The sequence below is a fragment of the Actinomycetospora sp. NBRC 106378 genome (assembly GCF_030269685.1).
Classification (GTDB): domain Bacteria; phylum Actinomycetota; class Actinomycetes; order Mycobacteriales; family Pseudonocardiaceae; genus Actinomycetospora.
Genome location: NZ_BSTT01000004.1, coordinates 394,774 through 412,278, shown reverse-complemented (window position 1 = coordinate 412,278; position 17,505 = coordinate 394,774). Strand labels below are relative to the sequence as shown.

At 73.7% G+C, this 17,505-nt stretch carries 22 protein-coding genes; 13 read left to right on the top strand and 9 right to left on the bottom strand.

All coding sequences use genetic code 11. From position 1 onward, the window contains the following. Positions 1-7 precede the first annotated feature (7 nt). On the top strand, positions 8-1,006 hold the full coding sequence (locus QSK00_RS13480) for an aldo/keto reductase (RefSeq protein ID WP_285591388.1): 999 nt from the start codon (positions 8-10) through the stop codon (positions 1,004-1,006). Positions 1,007-1,009: 3 nt separating this feature from the next. On the opposite strand, the gene QSK00_RS13475 is transcribed toward QSK00_RS13480, so the two are convergent. Genes QSK00_RS13475 through QSK00_RS13465 form a run of 3 tightly spaced genes read right to left on the bottom strand, consistent with a single transcriptional unit; the run spans position 1,010 to position 3,020 of the window. Then, a complete protein-coding gene (locus QSK00_RS13475) occupies positions 1,010-1,447 on the bottom strand; it encodes an SRPBCC family protein (protein ID WP_285591385.1) in 438 nt (145 codons plus the stop codon). A 2-nt stretch (positions 1,448-1,449) separates the two neighbouring features. Further along, positions 1,450-2,568, bottom strand: coding sequence for an alpha/beta hydrolase (locus QSK00_RS13470; RefSeq protein ID WP_285591383.1), 1,119 nt, complete (start codon positions 2,566-2,568; stop codon positions 1,450-1,452). Next, positions 2,565-3,020, bottom strand: a complete 456-nt coding sequence (locus QSK00_RS13465) for a GNAT family acetyltransferase (RefSeq protein ID WP_285591381.1) — start codon at positions 3,018-3,020, stop codon at positions 2,565-2,567. The genes QSK00_RS13470 and QSK00_RS13465 overlap by 4 nt, the downstream gene beginning before the upstream one ends. Before the next feature lie 17 nt (positions 3,021-3,037). Here QSK00_RS13465 and QSK00_RS13460 point away from each other — a divergent pair, with 17 nt between their 5' ends. Beyond that, positions 3,038-3,556 (top strand): GNAT family N-acetyltransferase, encoded by a 519-nt coding sequence (locus tag QSK00_RS13460; protein ID WP_285591379.1) that lies wholly within the window; start codon positions 3,038-3,040, stop codon positions 3,554-3,556. 68 nt (positions 3,557-3,624) lie between these two features. On the opposite strand, the gene QSK00_RS13455 is transcribed toward QSK00_RS13460, so the two are convergent. Continuing rightward, positions 3,625-4,458 carry a PhzF family phenazine biosynthesis protein gene (locus QSK00_RS13455; protein ID WP_285591377.1) on the bottom strand — a complete coding sequence of 278 codons (834 nt, stop codon included), beginning with the start codon at positions 4,456-4,458 and terminating at the stop codon, positions 3,625-3,627. Positions 4,459-4,533: 75 nt separating this feature from the next. Here QSK00_RS13455 and QSK00_RS13450 point away from each other — a divergent pair, with 75 nt between their 5' ends. Continuing rightward, positions 4,534-4,893: a DUF3253 domain-containing protein gene (locus QSK00_RS13450; RefSeq protein ID WP_285591374.1), complete on the top strand. Its 360-nt coding sequence runs from the start codon at positions 4,534-4,536 to the stop codon at positions 4,891-4,893. Here the strand turns inward: QSK00_RS13450 and QSK00_RS13445 are convergent. After that, positions 4,890-5,375, bottom strand: a complete 486-nt coding sequence (locus QSK00_RS13445; RefSeq protein ID WP_285591372.1) for a flavin reductase family protein — start codon at positions 5,373-5,375, stop codon at positions 4,890-4,892. The genes QSK00_RS13450 and QSK00_RS13445 overlap by 4 nt on opposite strands. 94 nt (positions 5,376-5,469) lie before the next feature. On the opposite strand from QSK00_RS13445, the gene QSK00_RS13440 reads away from it, so the two are divergent. After that, positions 5,470-6,045, top strand: a complete 576-nt coding sequence (locus QSK00_RS13440) for a TetR/AcrR family transcriptional regulator (RefSeq protein WP_285591370.1) — start codon at positions 5,470-5,472, stop codon at positions 6,043-6,045. Here the strand turns inward: QSK00_RS13440 and QSK00_RS13435 are convergent. Beyond that, positions 6,026-7,147: a cobalamin-independent methionine synthase II family protein gene (locus tag QSK00_RS13435; RefSeq protein WP_285591368.1), complete on the bottom strand. Its 1,122-nt coding sequence runs from the start codon at positions 7,145-7,147 to the stop codon at positions 6,026-6,028. The genes QSK00_RS13440 and QSK00_RS13435 overlap by 20 nt on opposite strands. A gap of 272 nt (positions 7,148-7,419) precedes the next feature. Between QSK00_RS13435 and QSK00_RS13430 the strand changes: the two genes are divergently transcribed. The 8 genes from QSK00_RS13430 (at position 7,420) to QSK00_RS13395 (ending at position 14,063) form a co-directional block, all read left to right on the top strand. Continuing rightward, positions 7,420-8,598 carry an FAD-dependent monooxygenase gene (locus QSK00_RS13430; RefSeq protein WP_285591366.1) on the top strand — a complete coding sequence of 393 codons (1,179 nt, stop codon included), beginning with the start codon at positions 7,420-7,422 and terminating at the stop codon, positions 8,596-8,598. Beyond that, entirely contained in the window at positions 8,595-9,464 is an 870-nt protein-coding gene (locus QSK00_RS13425; RefSeq protein WP_285591364.1) for a dioxygenase family protein, read from the top strand. Before QSK00_RS13430 ends, QSK00_RS13425 begins: the two co-directional genes overlap by 4 nt. A gap of 3 nt (positions 9,465-9,467) precedes the next feature. Further along, positions 9,468-10,346, top strand: a complete 879-nt coding sequence (locus tag QSK00_RS13420) for a LysR family transcriptional regulator (RefSeq protein ID WP_285591362.1) — start codon at positions 9,468-9,470, stop codon at positions 10,344-10,346. After that, positions 10,343-11,446: a mandelate racemase/muconate lactonizing enzyme family protein gene (locus QSK00_RS13415; protein ID WP_285591360.1), complete on the top strand. Its 1,104-nt coding sequence runs from the start codon at positions 10,343-10,345 to the stop codon at positions 11,444-11,446. Before QSK00_RS13420 ends, QSK00_RS13415 begins: the two co-directional genes overlap by 4 nt. Positions 11,447-11,514: 68 nt before the next feature. Beyond that, positions 11,515-11,796 (top strand): muconolactone Delta-isomerase, encoded by a 282-nt coding sequence (catC, locus tag QSK00_RS13410; protein ID WP_285591358.1) that lies wholly within the window; start codon positions 11,515-11,517, stop codon positions 11,794-11,796. A 67-nt stretch (positions 11,797-11,863) separates the two neighbouring features. Further along, positions 11,864-12,628, top strand: a complete 765-nt coding sequence (gene pcaD / locus QSK00_RS13405; RefSeq protein ID WP_285591356.1) for a 3-oxoadipate enol-lactonase — start codon at positions 11,864-11,866, stop codon at positions 12,626-12,628. Further along, the gene (locus tag QSK00_RS13400; RefSeq protein ID WP_285591354.1) at positions 12,625-13,428 is read left to right on the top strand and encodes a CoA transferase subunit A; all 804 of its coding nucleotides are present in this window, start codon (positions 12,625-12,627) and stop codon (positions 13,426-13,428) included. The genes pcaD and QSK00_RS13400 overlap by 4 nt, the downstream gene beginning before the upstream one ends. Then, positions 13,425-14,063 (top strand): CoA transferase subunit B, encoded by a 639-nt coding sequence (locus QSK00_RS13395; protein WP_285591352.1) that lies wholly within the window; start codon positions 13,425-13,427, stop codon positions 14,061-14,063. Before QSK00_RS13400 ends, QSK00_RS13395 begins: the two co-directional genes overlap by 4 nt. Positions 14,064-14,142: 79 nt before the next feature. Here the strand turns inward: QSK00_RS13395 and QSK00_RS13390 are convergent, their stop codons facing one another. Both QSK00_RS13390 and QSK00_RS13385 read right to left on the bottom strand, forming a co-directional pair. Next, a complete protein-coding gene (locus QSK00_RS13390) occupies positions 14,143-14,817 on the bottom strand; it encodes a class I SAM-dependent DNA methyltransferase (RefSeq protein ID WP_285591350.1) in 675 nt (224 codons plus the stop codon). A 29-nt stretch (positions 14,818-14,846) separates the two neighbouring features. After that, on the bottom strand, positions 14,847-15,734 hold the full coding sequence (locus tag QSK00_RS13385) for a hydroxymethylglutaryl-CoA lyase (RefSeq protein WP_285591348.1): 888 nt from the start codon (positions 15,732-15,734) through the stop codon (positions 14,847-14,849). A gap of 156 nt (positions 15,735-15,890) precedes the next feature. Between QSK00_RS13385 and QSK00_RS13380 the strand changes: the two genes are divergently transcribed. Continuing rightward, positions 15,891-16,319, top strand: coding sequence for a CBS domain-containing protein (locus tag QSK00_RS13380; RefSeq protein WP_285591346.1), 429 nt, complete (start codon positions 15,891-15,893; stop codon positions 16,317-16,319). Here QSK00_RS13380 and QSK00_RS13375 read toward each other — a convergent pair. Then, positions 16,304-17,479, bottom strand: a complete 1,176-nt coding sequence (locus tag QSK00_RS13375) for a glycosyltransferase (protein ID WP_285591344.1) — start codon at positions 17,477-17,479, stop codon at positions 16,304-16,306. The two genes, QSK00_RS13380 and QSK00_RS13375, sit on opposite strands and share 16 nt — an antisense overlap. Positions 17,480-17,505: the final 26 nt, after the last annotated feature.

Sequence of the window (17,505 nt, the reverse complement as noted above, 5' to 3'; positions counted from 1 at the left end):
CCGGGACATGGAGCAACGACCACTCGGGACCCAGGGCCTCTCCGTCTCCGCCCTCGGGCTCGGCTGCATGGGGATGACCTACGCCTACGGCGGGCAGGACGACGCCGAGTCCCGCGCCACGATCGCCCGGGCCCTGGAGCTCGGCGTCACCTTCTTCGACACCGCCGACATCTACGGCCCGCGCACCAACGAGGACCTGGTCGGGCAGGAGCTGCGGGCCCACCGCGACGAGGTGCAGATCGCCACCAAGTTCGGCAACGCCGTCTCCCCCGACGGGAGGCCCGCGGGCCGCGTCGACGGATCGCCGGAGTACCTGCGGCAGGCCGTCGACGGGTCGCTGCAGCGCCTCGGGACCGACCACATCGACCTCTACTACCAGCACCGCGTCGACCCCTCGGTGCCGATCGAGGAGACCTGGGGCGCGCTGGGCGAGCTCGTCACGGCCGGGAAGGTCCGCTACCTCGGCATCTCGGAGGCGGCGCCCGACACCATCCGGCGGGCGCACGCGACGGCGCCGGTCAGTGCGGTGCAGACCGAGTACTCGCTGTTCACCCGCGAGGTCGAGGACGACGGCGTGCTCGACGTGTGCCGCGAGCTCGGCATCGGCTTCGTGCCCTACAGCCCGCTCGGCCGCGGTTTCCTCTCCGGGGAGATCCGCAGCACCGACGACCTGCCCGAGGGCGACTGGCGCCGCAACGCCCCGCGCTTCTCCGGCGAGGCGCTGCAGGCCAACCTGCGCGTGCTCGAGCGGGTGGAGGAGATCGCGGCGTCGAAGGGCGTCCCGACGACGGTGCTCGCGCTCGCCTGGGTGCTCGCGAAGCAGATCCCGTCCGGCGTCGTGCCGATCCCCGGCACCAAGCGCCGCCGGTACCTGGAGGAGAACGTGTCCGCGGTGGACGTGACGCTCACCGACGACGAGCTCGCGGCGATCGACGAGGCCGCGCCGCTGGGCGTGGCGACCGGCGACCGCTACCCGTCGGCGATGATGGGCGCCCTGCGGCACTAGCCGTCAGGAGCGCTCGGCGTCCTTCTTCACCGACTGCAGGTTCTTCTTCGCCGAGCGACCCATCGCCCGCTCGAGCCCCCACTCGGGCACGGGGACGGTGACCTCCATCGTGGAGGTCATCGTCAGCTCGGTGCCGTCGCCGGACTCGGCCGCCTCGTAGCTGATCGTGCTCTCGCGGATCAGGCGCCCACCGTCCCCGGTGCAGGTCAGCGTCACCGACGAGTCGGTGTACGCGACGTCGTAGACCGCCGCGGTGGTGAACCCGATCGCGCCCAGGGTGACCTCGATACGCGTCGGCCGCCCGTCGTCACCTCGCGCCTTCACCTCGGCGCCCTTGGCCTCGTTGGCCCAGCGCTCGGTGTTCTCCAGGTCGGCCACGATGTCGACGACGGTCGACACCGGCGCGGCGATGGAGATCGATTCCTTCACGGGTCCCGCCATGGTCAGGAGATACCCGCACCACGGTCCGCCACGCCCGGCGTGTCCAGGGCCATCCCCGACGACGACCGTGGACCGGTCAGCGCGATCCCCGCCCGGAGGGCCGACGCCGCGTCGAGCACCGCGTCCCGCGCCGCCGGGATCAGCCCCGCGAAGCCCGCGTAGCCGTGCACGAGCCCGGGGAACCGGCGGGCCACGACCGGGACCCCGACGGCCCGCAGCGCCGTCACCAGCTCCTCGCCCTCGTCGCGCAGCGGGTCGAAGCCGGCGGTGGCGACGTAGGCGGGGGGCATGCGGTCGAGATCGTCGGCCTCGAGCAGCGCCGTCGGGCGGATCGGGTCGAGCCCCTCGGGCAGGTACAGGCCCTCGAACCACTCCACGTCCTGGGTGCGCAGCCCGAACCCGACGGAGAACAGCTCGCGGGAGCCGCCCTGCCGGCCGGCGTCGGTGACGGGGTAGAGCGCGAGGACGAACTCGGCGGTCGGCTCGCCCCGCCGCGCCAGCTGGTGGGCGGCGGTGAGGGCGAGGTTCGCGCCCGCCGAGTCGCCCCCGACCGCGACCGCGCCCGCCCGGAACTCCTCCCGGTGGGCGAGGACATGGCGCAGCGCCGCGACCGCGTCCGCGAGCCCGGCCGGGAACGGGTGCTCCGGGGCGAGGCGGTACTCCACCGACAGCACCCGGGCGCCGGCCTGCTGCGCCAGCGCCCGGCACAGCGGGTCGCCGGAGGCGATGCTGCCGAGCGCGAAGCCGCCGCCGTGGAAGAAGACGAGCAGACCCGACGTCGCACCCGCGACGTCGACCGGTTCGTAGAGGCGCGCGTCGAGGGTGCCCGGGGCGTCCCGGGTCGGGCCCACCGGCACGGGGATCGTCACCGACCGGCTGACGACGCCGCGGGTGACCTCGGCGAGACCGGTGGCGGCCTCGTCGGTCAGGCGGCGCTGATCGGAGATCGGCGGCTCCTCGCCCGGGTTCGCGGCGAGCGAGATCAGCTTGATGACCATCTGGACGTCGAGGTCCAGCACCTGGCCGTCGAGCTCGACGCGTCGTCCGGCGATCGCACGCTTGAGCGGACGCGGCAGCCCGACGAGGCCGCGCAGGACGCGACGCAGGATCGGGAACTTCACTCCTGGGAGCCTAGGAGCGTCCCGTCGGTGGGGCGCACCGGGTCGGCCGGGATCACCCGCTGCCACACGGTCACGTCCGAGCGCCGGTAGCCGAGCCGCTCGTAGAAGGCCGACGCGGCGGCGTTGTCGGCGCGGACCATGAGCTGGACCTTCGGGACGGACGTGGCCAGCCAGGTCTCGGCCGCCGCCATGAGGGCCCGCCCGACGCCGTGCCCGGGGGCGGCGGAGGCGAGGTAGTACACCCAGCCGCGGTGCCCGTCGTGGCCGGCCATGACCGTCCCCAGCAGGCCGTCGCCGTCGTCGGGAACGGCCACGAGGACCGTCGAGGACGGTCCGCGGACCGCCCGCTCGAGGTCGGCGCGCGGGTCGTTCCAGGGACGGGTCAGCCCGGCGGCGTGCCAGAGGGCGATCGCGGCGTCGTGCTCGGCGGCCGCGAGATCTCGGATGCGCACGCCGCGATGATGGACCCGTGACCGTGCTGCTCGGCGTGCTGACCCGACTCCGGCCGTGGCGCGACGACGACGCCGAGGCCATCTTCCGCGCGTGCCAGGACGCCGACGTGCAGCGCTTCACGACGGTGCCGTCGCCCTACCGCCGCGAGGACGCCGACTGGTTCCTCGCCCACTACGTCCACGACGTCGAGGCCGAGGGCGGGGCGTCGTTCTGCGTCGAGGGGCTCACCGCGCCGGGGCGGGTGGCGGGCAGCATGGCGCTGCTGCACGTGCGCGACGGCGTGGGCGAGATCGGCTACTGGTGCGCGCCGGAGGTCCGGGGACGCGGGTGGACGTCGGACGCGCTCGCGACGCTGGCGGCGTGGACGTTCGCCGAACGGGACTGCCGGCGGCTGGAGCTGACCGTCGAGCCCGCCAACGCCGCCTCGCTGGGCGCGGCGCGGCGGGCGGGGTTCGTCGAGGACCACGTCGACCCCGCCCGGCGCCTGCGGGACGGGTCGGTGCGGACGATGGCGGTGCTCGCGCTCGACCGGTGAGCCCCCGGGCGGAAGTGCGGCGAAGTGCGTCAGGAGTGACACATTCCGCCGCACTCGCGGGAGCGGGCTCAGACGGCGAGCGTCCCCGACACCCCGACGACCGTGTCGCCGCCGACGTGCACCGCGTCGCCGGCGTGCTCGACGTGGATCCGCCCCCGGCGGCCGAGGACGGTCCCCTGCGCCGCCACGTACGACGACGGGGCGTGCCCGGCCGGGACCAGCCACTGCGCCAGTCCCGCGTTGAGCGAGCCCGTCACCGGGTCCTCGCCGACTCCCATCGACGGCACGAACGCGCGCACCTCGAACGCCGCGTCCGACCCCGCCGGGTGCGGCCCCACGACGCCGACCGCCCGGCTCACGTCGCTCTCGGCGAGGGCCCGCAGGTCGGGCTCGAGGGCCAGCACGGTCGCCGCGTCGCGGAGCAGGAGCGCGACCCAGCCCGGCCCGTTGTCCACCCACGCCGCGTCCACCACGTCGTCCACGCCGAGGCCCGCCGCCAGCACCGGCAGGTCCCCGGCGTCGACCGGGCCCGAGCGCAGCAGGGGCGGCGCCTCGAACGCGAGCCGGTCGGCGGCGTGCACGCGCACGAGACCCGCGCCGCACTCCTGGACCGGACCGGCCCCGTCGTCGGGAACGCCTCCGGCCTCGAGCCAGGCGCGGGCCGAGCCGAGCGTCGGGTGGCCGGCGAACGGCAGTTCGCGGCGCGGGGTGAAGATGCGCAGCCGGTAGTCGGCGCCGGGCTGCGTCGGGCGCAGCAGGAACGTGGTCTCGGACAGGTTCGTCCACGCGGCGATCGCGGCCATCTGCGCGTCGGTGAGGTCGTCGGCGTCGTGGACGACCGCGACCGGGTTGCCGGCGAAGAGCTCGTCGGTGAACACGTCGACCTGGGTGAAGCGGTGCACGGCGCGACCCTTCCCGACGACAGGTCACCGCGGCAGAGCCACCTGCGACCGGGTGGCAGCGGGTACACCGGGGGCGTGGAGGAGAAGACCTGTGCGACCTGCGGGCGGCGCATCGAGTGGCGCAAGAAGTGGGCGCGGGACTGGGAGAACGTCCGCTACTGCTCCGACGGCTGCCGTCGCCACCGGCCGGACGACACCGACCGGGCGCTGGAGACCACGATCGTCGAGCTGCTCGACCGGCGGGCCGCCGGGAAGACCATCTGCCCGTCGGAGGCCGCGAAGCAGGTCGGGGGCGACGGCTGGCGCGACCTCATGGAGCCCGCCCGACGCGCGGCCCGTCGGCTGGTCGACGCCGGGACGATCGAGATCACGCAGCAGGGCCACGTGGTCGACCCCTCCACCGCGAAGGGGCCGATCCGGCTCCGGAAGGTCTAGAGCGTCGCGTTCGTGCGCGCGTAGGCGCCCCGGTGGAACACCAGCGGCGGCAGCTCGGCGGTCGCGAGCTCCTGCACCGCACCGACGACGATGAGGTGGTCGCCGCCGTCGTAGGACGCGTGCAGCGTGCAGTCGATCCAGGCGGTGGCGCCCGCGAGGATCGGTGAGCCCGACCCGGAGGCCGCCGTCCACTCGACGCCGGCGAACTTGTCGGTCCCCGACCTCGCGAACTGCGTCGACAGCGCTCCCTGGTCCTCGGCGAGCACGTTGACGCAGAAGCGCCCGGTCGACTCGATCCTCGGCCACGAGGACGAGTTGCGGCCCGGCAGGATCAGGACCAGGGGCGGGTCGAGGGACAGCGAGGAGAACGACTGGCAGGTGAAGCCCGCGGGCTCGCCGTCCACGACCCCGGTCACGATGGTGACGCCGGACGGGAAGTGCCCCAGGACCGACCGCATCGTCGTCGGGTCCGTGCTCGGCATGCGTTCCTCCAGGTCTGGCTCTCGCGGCGTCCGGCGGCCACGCTAGGCGTTCTCGCCGATCCGGGCCATGCACGCGCCGTACGCTCCGGGGCCCATGGAGCCCGCACCGTCCCCGGTGACCCGCCGCGGTCGCGTCAAGGACCGGAGCAAGGACGCGGCCGTCCTCGACGCCACCGTGCGCCTGCTGGCCGAGCACGGCGTCGCGGGGACGTCGATGGACCGGGTGGCCGCGGCGGCCGGGGTGTCCAAGGTGACCGTCTACACGCGGTGGCCCACGAAGAACGCCCTGGTCGGAGCCGCCCTGGCCCACCTGCGGCTCGGCGACGTCCCCGAGCCGACGGGGGACGTGCGGGCCGACCTCGTGGCGCTGCTCGACGCGATGCGGGCGCAGTACGAGGCGGTCGGGGCGATGAGCATCCTCGGGACGTGCCTGACCGACCGGGACGGTGTCCTGCTCGACATCGTGCGCGAGAACACCCTGCTCCCCCGCCGGGCCCTGTTCGCCGCCGTCCTCTCCGCCGGTGTCGAGCGGGGCGAACTCCAGGACGATCTCGACGTCGAGGCCGCGACCAGCCTCGTCGTCGGGACCCTCTACGCCGACCACCTCGCCGGTCGGACGACCCCGCCGGAGACGGTGGTGGCCCTGGTCCTCAGCGGAGCCGGGCGCTGACCAACCGGGCGCCCTCGGCCATCGCGTCGAACTTGGCCCACATGACGCGCTCGTCCACCTCCGGGCGGTAGGTCGCCTGGGAGGAGAACCCGCAGTCCGCGCCGGCCATCACCCGCTCCGGTCCGACCAGGCGGGCGAAGCGCTCGAGGCGCTCGGCGATGAGTTCGGGGTGCTCGACGATGTTGGAGGCGTGGGTGATCACGCCCGGCACGAGCACCTTGTCCTCCGGGAGCGCGACGGTCTCCCACAGGTGGTACTCGTGCTCGTGGCGGGGGTTGGCCGCCTCGAACGACACGTAGCGGGCGTTCACGGCCAGCACGAGGTCGATCACGTCGGCCAGCGGGACGTCGAACACCCGCGGTCCCTCGTTGATCGAGTAGCAGGTGTGGAAGCGGACCCGCTCCGGCGGTATCCCGCGCAGGGCGTGGTTGACCGCCTCCACGTACATCCGTCCGCGGCGCTCACGGGCGGCCTCGTCGTACCCGTGGAAGCTGAAGATCTCGGTGAGGAACGGGTCGTCGACCTGCAGCGTGAACCCGGCGTCGACGATCGCCCGGTACTCGGTGTGCAGGGCGTCCGCGACGGCGAAGTAGTACGCCTCCTCGGTCTCGTAGTACTCGTTCACGCCCACGCCGCTCGGGGCGATCGAGGGGACGAACGCCTCGGCCGGGTCGACCGCGGCGGCGAGGTTGTCCAGGTCGCGACGCAGGGCGGTCTCCCCCTGGTAGACCAGCGGCCCGGTGCACACCACGGGCTCGATCGTCCCGACGGTGCCGCCCATCATGGCCTGCGCGAAGTACCGCTCGTAGTACTCCGGGAACGCCTCCTGCTCCGCCGCGAAGCTGTACACCGTCTCCGCGCCCGGCCGCCGCTCCAGCCCACCGAGGCGCTCGGTGACGTAGCTGAAGAAGCCGAGCTTGCCCATCTCGCCGTCGGTCACGACGTCGATCCCGTGCTCCCGCTGCGCCGCGACGATGTCGGCGACGGCCTCGCGGGTCGCCTCCTCCCGCGCGCCCGGGTCGGCCTGCGGGGAGGCGAGCAGGTCGAGCAGGGTGGTCGGGCGCGGAAGACTCCCGACGTGGGTCGTGCGGATGCGGACCACGGTGTCCCCTTTTCCTGAACCGAACAGTTCAGGTGAAGCTAGGCGGGCCCTCGATCGACGGTCAAGCGGCCGAGTATCGAGACACTGAACATCTCAATCGTGCGCGATTCAGCGCTTTCTCCTCCGGGATGACCCGTGTCACGCTGGCAGTCGAGACCCGCACGACAGGAGGCGTTCAGCGTGGAGACCTTCGTCCTGATCACCGGTGCGTGGCACGGCGGGTGGAGACGGCGCCCCGCCGAGCTCACCGACGCGTTCCTCTGGGCGGCCTCGTGAAGATCGCCGTCGTCGGCGCCGGGATCGGCGGACTGACCCTCGGGCTCGCGCTGCGGGCCCGGGGGATCGACATGGACCTCTACGAGCGCGCCGACGAGCTGCGCGAGGTCGGCGCCGCGGTGGCGCTCTCGGCGAACGGCAGCCGGGAGCTGTACCGGTTGGGCGTCGGGGAGGCCCTGGACCGGGTCTCCACGATGCCCACCGAGCTGATCTACCGCGACGGCCGCAGCGGCGAGCGGATCGCCGCCCACCCCGGCGGCGACGAGTACCGGCGTCGCTTCGGCGCGCCCTACTGGGGCATCCACCGGGTCGACCTGCAGCAGGGTCTCGCCCGGGCGTTCGGTGCCGAGCACCTGCACCTCTCGCGGGCGGTCGCCGGGATCGGCGACGACGGGCGCTCGATCGCCTTCGCCGACGGATCCACCGTGACCGCGGACGTCGTCATCGGCGCGGACGGGGTGCACTCCGTCGTCCGGGAGTACGTCGCCCCCGGCTCCGGCCCGGTCTACTCCGGCACCAGCGCCTTCCGCGGGCTCGTCCCCCGCTCGGCGCTGCCGTCGCTGCCCGACCCGCTCGCCATCCAGTTCTGGGCCGGCCCCGACGCGCACCTGCTCCACTACGCCCTCGGCGGCGTCGAGCGCGACGACGACACGGTCAACTTCTTCGCCGTGCTCTGCGGTCCCTCGCAGTGGGAGGGCGGCAACCGGGAGGTTCCCGACGGCGAGCTCCTCGCGGCCTTCGAGGGCTGGCACCCCGCCGTCGTCGAGATGCTGGCGGCGGTCCCGCAGAGCCCGCGGTGGCCGCTGCTCTCGCAGCCGCACCTGACCCGGTGGACCCGCGACCGGGTCGCGCTGATCGGCGACGCCTGCCACGCGATGCTCCCCCACCACGGCCAGGGCGCGAACCAGTCGATCGAGGACGCGGTCGTGCTCGCCGATCTCCTCGCCGCGCTGAGCCCCGACGAGGCGCTCGCCGCCTATCCCCGTCAGCGGCGCGCCCGCACCCGCGCCGTCTCCACCAGCGCCTGGGAGACCGGGACGCTGCTGCACCTCCCCGACGACGACGTCGACGGCCTGAAGGCGCGCGACGCGCGCTTCGCGGGCTACCTCGACGACAACGCCTGGGTCCACGAGTACTCCGCCACCACCGCCATCACCACGAAGGAACCCGCATGACCACCACCGAGGACCAGTCCGTCTCCGACGCCGCCACCGCCGGGAGCCACGCCACCGACATCGCCCGCTCCGGCGCGGCCACCTTCCGGACGGCGGGTGGCAGCGCCGACCCGGCCCGCGTCTCGGCCGTCGTGGGCGCCGCCCTCGAGGGCATCCGCGCCGCCATCCGCGAACAGAAGGTCACCTACGAGGAGTTCGACGCCTTCAAGCGCTGGCTCATCGCCGTCTCCGACACCGGCGAGTGGCCGCTGTTCCTCGACGTGTACCTGGAGTTCGAGGTCGAGAAGGTCGCCGCCGAGACCCAGCAGGGGTCCGTCGGCACGATCCTCGGCCCGTTCTGGCTCGACGGGCAGGCTCAGCTGGACTCGCCGGCCACGCTGCCGATGCGCGACGACGAGCCCGGCACGCCGATGATCCTCGCCGGGCAGGTCACCGACACCGACGGCAACCCGCTCGCGGGCGCGACCGTCGACATCTGGCACACCGACGACGAGGGTTGGTACTCCGGCTTCGCCGCCAAGCCGCCGGCCGGGAACCTGCGCGGTGTCGTCACCGCCGACGACCAGGGCCGCTACGAGATCCACACGCGCAAGCCCGCGCCGTACACGATCCCGCTCGACGGCCCGACCGGGCAGATGACGCTGGCCGCCGGCTGGAGCCCGTGGCGCCCTGCGCACATCCACCTGCTGGTCTCCGCGCCCGGGCACCGCACGCTGACCACCCAGCTGTTCTTCACCGGCGACCCCTACCTGGGCAACGACGTCGCCTCAGCCGACAAGCCCGAGCTCACGCTCGACCCGCAGCCGACCGGCCACGGCACCGAGGTCCGCTCGGACCGGGACTTCGTGCTCGAGCGCGACGCCTGACCCGTGGACCTCCGGCAGCTGCGCTACTTCGTCACCGTGGCGCGGACGCGACACTTCGGGCGGGCGGCCGAGCAGCTGCACATCGCCCAGTCGCCGCTCTCGCAGGCCATCCGGCAACTGGAGTCGCACCTCGGGGCACCGCTCTTCGAGCGGACCACGCGCCGGGTCGACCTCACCGCCGCGGGCGAGGCGCTGCTGCCGGAGGCCGTGCGCATCCTGGAGTCCGTCTCGGCCGCCCGCGACCAGGTGTCGCGGGTGGCCGCGGGCGACCTGGGGTCGCTGCGGGTCGGCGCGACCGGGCTCGCGACCTACCGGCACGTGCCGGAGCTCGTCCGGCGCCTCGCGGGCGCCGTCCCCGGTCTGGCCCTCACCTTCCGCACGGAGATGCTGACCCCCGACCTGGAGGCGGCCCTCACCGACCACCGCATCGACCTCGCCGTCCTCCGGCCGCCGGTGGGCGACGGGAGTCTGTGCACGCACGTCCTGGCCCGGGAGGGCCTCGTCCTCGCCGAGCCGACGTCCGGCCCGGCGCTGGAGGGGCTGGTCGACCTCGCCGACCTCGCCGACGCCGACTTCGTGGTGTACGCGGCTCCCGGGTCCGTGGTCGGCGCCGCCGCCGACCGCGCCTGCCGGGCCGCCGGGTTCGTCCCCCGCCACACCCACGAGGCCGGTCAGACCTCGACCGTGCTGGCCCTCGTCGCCGCGGGCCTCGGGGTCGCGCTGCTGCCGGAGTCCGTGCTGGCCGTGACCGTCGAGGGCGTCCGCTACCGACCGCTCGCCGACACCGGGGTGACCACCGACGTCGCCCTCGCCTGGCGCGCCGACGACCCCTCACCCGCCCTCGCCCGCGCCCTCGCCGTCCTCCTGGAGGAGCGACCATGAAGATCACCGCCGTCGAGGCGATCCCGCTCGCCGTCCCCTACCGCCGGCCCTTCGCCTTCGCCAGCGGCGCCGTCACCGCCGCCGACCACGTGCTGGTGCGCATCACCACCGACGACGGGCTCGTCGGGGTCGGCGAGGCGCCGCCGCGGCCCTACACCTACGGCGAGACCGCCGCCTCCGTCGTCGCCGTGGTCCGCGACCTGTTCGCCCCCGTGCTCGTCGGCGCCGACCCGTTCGCCCGCGAGCGCATCCGCGCCGACCTGCGGCGCACGGTCGCGAACAACGCGGCCAAGGGCGCGATCGACACCGCCCTGTGGGACCTCGTCGGGCAGGCGTGCGGGCAGCCGGTCCACGTCCTGCTCGGGCACGCCGCCGACGAGGTGCGCGTCGCCCACATGATCGGCCTGGGCACGCCGCAGGAGATGGTCGCCGACGCCGCGGAGATGCGCGACGAGCACGGCGTGGAGGCCTTCAAGGTCAAGGTCGGCCGCGAGCTCGGGGTCGACCTCGCCGCGGTGCGGGCGCTGCGGGCCGAGCTCGGCGACCAGGTCGAGCTCTACGCCGACGCCAACCGCGGCTGGGACGCGGACACCGCCGTCGTCGCCGCCCGCCGGCTCGCCGAGCACGGCGTGACGATGCTCGAGGAACCCAACCCCGCCGACGACGTCCTGGGCCGGCGCCGCATCGTGGCCGCCTCGCCGATCCCGATCGTCGGCGACGAGTCGACGATCACCCTCGGCGGCGTCGCCCGCTCCCTGCTCGACGGCGACGCCGAGGCCATCAGCGTGAAGGTCGCCCGCACCGGATTCACCGAGTCGGCCAAGATCGTCGGGCTCTGCGAGGGCCTGGGGGTGACGACGATGATCGGCAACCAGATCGACGGGATGGTCAACACCGTCGCCTCGACGGCCCTCGGCTGCGGCCTGGCCGCCCTCGCGCGACACCCCGTCGAGGTCACGAACTTCCTGCTCATGGCCGACGACGTCCTCGCCGAACCCCCCGTGATCACCGACGGCCGCCTCGCCGCCCGGCAGGCACCGGGTCTGGGCGCGACGATCGACCCCGACAAGCTCGCCCACTACCGCGCCGACCGTCCCTGACCGGCAGGAAAGCGTCGTTGCTGTCAACCAGTGGCAGGAAAAGCCACATCGTCGAACTGGGAGTCCCCGTGCAGTTCCTCGTCCGTATGGACGTCCGCCTGCCCCACGACATGCCGCAGGACGTCGCCGACGACCTGCGTGCCCGGGAGCGGGAGCGGGCCCACGAGATCCAGCGGTCGGGGAAGTGGCCGGAGCTGTGGCGCGTGGTCGGGCGCTACGCCAACGTCAGCCGGTTCGACGTGGAGTCCGGCGACGAGCTCCACGAGCTGCTCTCCAGCCTCCCGCTGTTCCCGTACATGGACATCGAGGTGACCTCCCTGACCCGGCACCCGTCGAAGCTGGACGTGTGAGCGGCGCACACTGCCGGTGGCCGGAAGTCCCATGGGCACACATCGCCCGATACGGGAGGGTGTTCGAGTGCGACTCCACGTGACCGACGAAGGGCCGCGCGAGGCCCCGGTCGTCGTCCTGCTCTGCTCGCTGGGCTCCACGGTCGACATGTGGGCCCCCCAGCGACGGGACCTGGCCGTCGAGCACCGGGTGATCACGGTCGACACCCGCGGCCACGGCACCTCCCCCGTCCCGGACGGGCCGTACTCCGTGTCGCAGCTCGCCGACGACGTGCTGGAGACCCTCGACGGGCTCGGCGTCGACCGTGCGTCCTTCGCCGGCGTCTCCCTGGGCGGCGCGATCAGCCAGGCGATCGCCCTGCGCGCGCCTGCGCGGGTCGCGGCCCTCGCCCTGGTCTGCACCTCCGCCCGCTTCGGCGATCCCGACCCGTGGCTGGAGCGTGCGGCGACGGTCCGAGCCGACGGCGTGGGCGCCATCGCCGACGCCGTCGTGGCCCGCTGGTTCACCGACGACCACGCGGAGGCCGCACCCGCCGTCCGGAACGCGATGCGCGACATGATCGCCGCGACCCCGGCCGAGGGCTACGCCGCCTGCTGCGAGGCGATCGCCGCCTGGGACTCCCGCGCGCGGCTCGGTGACATCACCGCGCCCACCCTCGTGATCTCCGGGGAGCACGACCCGGCGACGCCGCCCGAGCACGGGCAGGTCCTCGCCGACGGCATCCCCGGCGCCCGCTTCGAGGTCGTCGCCGACGCCGCCCACCTGGCGTCCTACCAGCGACCCGAGATCGTCACCCCCCTGCTGGCCGAGCACGTGAAGGGATCTGCATGAGCGAGATCGACAAGGTGGTCGCGAGCGCCGACGAGGCGGTGGCCGACATCGCGAGCGGCGCCTCGTTGGCCGTCGGTGGCTTCGGCCTGTCCGGGGTGCCGATCGTGCTGATCGACGCGCTGAACCGCACCGACGCGACCGACCTGAAGGTCGCGTCCAACAACTGCGGCGTCGACGGCTGGGGGCTGGGCGTGCTGCTCGAGCAGCACCGCATCTCCCGGGTGGTCGCCTCCTACATCGGCGAGAACAAGGAGTTCGCCCGCCAGTACCTGGGCGGCGAGATCGAGGTCGAGCTCAACCCGCAGGGCACCCTGGCCGAGCGCATGCGCGCCGCCGGCACCGGCGTCCCCGCCTTCTACACCCCGGCCGGCGTCGGGACGATGATCGCCGACGGCGGGCTGCCCTGGCGCTACGACGCCGACGGCAACGTCACCGTGACCTCCCCGGCCAAGGAGGTCCGCGAGTTCGAGGTCACCCAGGCCGACGGCTCCCGGATCCGCAAGCCCTACGTGCTCGAGACCGCCCTGGACATCGACTTCGGCATCGTCCGCGCGGCCAAGGGCGACCGGCACGGCAACCTCGTGTTCAACAAGTCCGCGCGCAACTTCAACCCGCTCGCCGCGATGGCCGCGCGGGTCGCGATCGCCGAGGTCGAACAGCTCGTGGAGCCCGGCGAGATCGACCCCGACGAGGTCCACCTGCCCGGCATCTTCGTCCACCGCGTCGTCGAGCTCACGCCCGACGAGGTGGGCCGCAAGCACATCGAGAAGCGCACGACCCAGGAGACGATGAACCGATGAGCCTGACCCGCGAGCAGATGGCCGCCCGGGCGGCCCGTGAGCTCCACGACGGTTCCTACGTCAACCTCGGCATCGGCCTGCCGACCCTGGTCCCGAACTACGTGCCCGACGGCGTCGGCATCTCGCTGCACTCCGAGAACGGCCTGCTCGGGGTCGGCCCGTACCCCTACGACGCCGACGTCGACCCGGACCTCATCAACGCCGGCAAGGAGACGGTCACGACGCTGCCCGGCGCCTCGTTCTTCGACTCGGCGCTCTCCTTCGGGATGATCCGCGGCGGCAAGGTCGACACCGCCATCCTCGGCGCCATGCAGGTCTCCCAGACCGGCGACATCGCCAACTGGATGATCCCCGGCAAGATGGTCAAGGGCATGGGCGGCGCGATGGACCTCGTGCACGGCGCCAAGACCGTCATCGTGCTCATGGAGCACGTCGCGAAGGACGGCTCGCACAAGATCGTCGAGAAGTGCGACCTGCCGCTGACCGGTGAGGGCGTCGTCCAGCGCATCATCACCGACATCGCGGTCATCGACGTCACCGAGTCCGGCCTCGTGCTGCGCGAACTCGCCGAGGGTGTCACCGAGGACGAGGTCCGCGAGAAGACCGGGGCCGAGCTGACGAGCGCGCTGGGCTGATCGCCACACCCCCGTTCCGCACGAACGGCACTCTCGCGCACGTAGATGCTGCGAGAGTGCCGTTCGCTCGTTCCGGGGACTACGCCACCCGCAGCACCACCATCCGGGCGCCGACATCGGCGGCGCGGCGGTAGTCGACCACGTCGGTGGAGACGACCTCGACCATCGCCATCTGCGCGAGCCGGTCGACCTCGGCGCGGTAGCCGCCGGAGTCCCAGATGTCGTCGAGCACGGTCGCGACGATCGTCCCGCCCGGCCGGGTCAGCCGGACGAACTCGCCGAACGCACCCGGCCCCACGTGCCCGTGGGTGAGGGTCCCGACGCAGACCACCACGTCGTAGGAGTCGGCCGGGCTCGGCAGGGCCCGGGACAGGTCCGCGGGGGCCAGGCGTCGGTACACCCCGGTCGCCTTCGCCCGCGCCAGCATCCCCGGCGACAGGTCGACGCCGTCGATGTCCTTCGCGCCCGCCGCGGCCAGGGCGATCCCCACCAGGCCGGTGCCGCACCCGGCGTCGAGGATCTCCCCGTCGACGCCCGCCTGCGCCACGACCGTCCGGGCGGCGAGCTCCGGGCCCACGTAGCCCTGCGACGCGCCGGTGAGCTCCTCGTCGTAGGTCGACGCCCACTCGTCGTAGAGGTCGCGGGCGTCGTCGGGCCCGGTGAGGGTGTAGGCCCGCTGCAGCCAGGCGCTGCCGGCGGTGTTCGTGTCGAGCGGATCGGGCGCGGCGGCGGTGTCGGCCGGGGTCTCGGACATGCCGCCATCCTTCCCGACGGAGCGCGGTCCTACCCGGGGAACGTCCCCGCCCGCGGCAGCAGCGCGGGCACCCGGTAGCCGAGCTGGTCGGACAGGAAGCCGGCGATGGGGATGAGCCTGTCCAGGTCGAGCCCGGTGGGCACACCCATGCGCTCGAGCAGGTAGACGAGGTCCTCGGTGGCGATGTTGCCGGTCGCCGCGGGCGCGAACGGGCAGCCGCCGACGCCGCCGTTGGACGAGTCGAGCCAGTCCACGCCCCACTCGTACGCCGCGACCGCGTTCGCGAAGCCGGTGTTGCGGGTGTTGTGGAAGTGCGCGCGGATGATCACGTCGGGCGCCACCGAGCGCACGCCGTCGAGCAGGGTCCGCACCTGGGTGGGCACGCCGACGCCGATCGTGTCGGCGATCGCGATCTCCTTCGCACCCGCCGCCGCCGACCGGCGCGCCACCTCGACCACGCGGTCCGGGTCGACCTCGCCCTCGAACGGGCAGCCGAACGACGTGGCGATCGTGACCGTCGCGAACAGGCCCGTCGACGCCGCCTCGGCGCAGACCTCCTCGGCCACGGCGGTGAGCGCGTCGGTGGTCGAGTTCTGGTTGCGCTTCGAGAAGGTGTCGGACGCCGGGACCACGACGTTGATCTCGTCGACCCCGGCCGCGACCGCGCGGTCGAAGCCCCGCCGGTTGAGCACGAGCCCGATGTGCGAGACGCCCTCGGGCCGCGGCACCCGCTCCATCACGGCCTCGGCGTCGGCCATCGCGGGCACGAGCTTCGGGTGCACGAACGAGCACGACTCGATCCGCGTCGCCCCCGCGGCGATCGCCTGGGAGATCAGCTCGACCTTCGCGTCGGTCTCGAGCAGGGTCTTCTCGTTCTGCAGCCCGTCGCGTGGGCTGACCTCCACGATTCCGACCATGTCGTGTGCGTCCCTCCTGGTCCGTCGGCCGACGGCTCGACCCTAGCCGTCGCAGAGTGACCCGGAGATCGTCCCGGAACCCCCGTCGGGAGCCTTTCCGACGCAGACCGGACATGCGATCGTCGTCACACCATTCGCCGGACGAGGGAGTCGACGATGCGCATCCGGGACGTCCTGAACGCCAAGCCCGCCGGGGTCCTCACGGTCGAGCGGAGCACCCCGGTGCCCAGCCTGCTCGCCGCTCTCGCCGCCCGCGGCGTCGGAGCCGCGGTGGTCGTCGACGGCGAGGGCGGCGTGGTCGGGATGGTCTCCGAACGCGACGTCGTCCGGCACCTGCACCACCGCGGCCGGGCCGTCCTCACCGACTCCGTGGGGTCGATCATGACCGCTCCGGTCACCACCTGCGGCCCCGACGACGAGGTCGACGCGCTCGGCGCGGTGATGACGGAGCGCCGCATCCGCCACCTGCCGGTCATCGAGGACGGGACGCTGGCGGGCATCGTCAGCATCGGCGACGTCGTCAAGACCCGGCTCGACATGCTCGAGGACCACCGCCGCCAGCTCGAGGCCTACATCGCGGGCTGAGCCCAGTCCTCCACCCGGGCGGCGACGTCGTCCGGGGACGGGATCGCGGCCACCTCCGCCGCCAGCGCGCGGGCGGAGGCCCGCTCGGGGCCGTCGTCGAGCAGCTCCCGCACGGCCGTCCCGACGGCCGGTGGGGTCGCCTCGGGGCCGAGGAGCTGCCGGCCGGCACCGATCCGCACCACGGCCGCGGCGTTGAAGAACTGGTCGGCGCCCTGCGGCAGGAACAGCTGCGGCACCCCGGCGCCCGCGCAGGAGAGCGTGGTGCCGCTGCCGCCGTGGTGGACGACGACGGCGGGCGGGTCGTCGCTGCGGAGCAGCTCGGCCTGCGGCACGAACGGCTCGACCTGGACGCCGTCGCGGTCGAGGTCGGCCAGCTCCCCCGCGTCGACCGACCCGGTGGCGACCAGGACGTCGAGGTCGGCCGCGGCGAGACCCTCGACGGCGGCCCGCAGCACACCCGCGTCGCCGAACGCGGTGCCGAGCGTGAGCAGCACCCACCGGGTGCCGGGCCGGCGGCGGGCGACGAAGGAGGTCGGCGGGTTCCATCCCGTCGGCCGCAGGGGCAGCTCGGTCAGGCCCGCCAGCACGTCGGCGGTCTCCGGGTCCTGCATCGACGGCGGGCAGACGTCGAGGTAGGCGTGCGCGAGGGGCCGGTCGACGGCCACCTCGATCCCGACCTCCGCGGCCACCCGCGCCAGCGGCTCGCGGACCCGCACCGCGAAGGGCGCGATCGGCACGGGACGGCGCCCGAAGGAGTGCAGCACGCACGGGGTCCCGGTCGCACGGGCGGCGAGTGCGGCCCCGGGCGCGCCGGTCTCGGCGATCACCAGGTCCGCGGGGTGCTCGGCCAGGTGGTCGCGCAGGGCCGGGGCGAACAGCCGCGGCATGGCGGCGCCGAACACCTCGCCGGCGATCTCCCGGGTGCCCTGCGTCGAGGTCGGCGGCCCCGTCATCCCCCGGGCCGCCATCACCTCGCGGAAGACGTCGAACATCGGCCGCCCGACGGCGAGCGTGGGCACGCCGGTCGTCGCGATCGTCGGCTCGACGTCGGGACCGGTGGCGAAGGTGACGTCGTGCCCGGCGTCGTGCAGGGCGACCGAGAGCGGGACGAGCGGGAAGGCGTGCCCGGGCGAGCCCAGGGCGGCCACGAGGATGCGCACGTCCCGACACTGTGCCGAAGATCGCC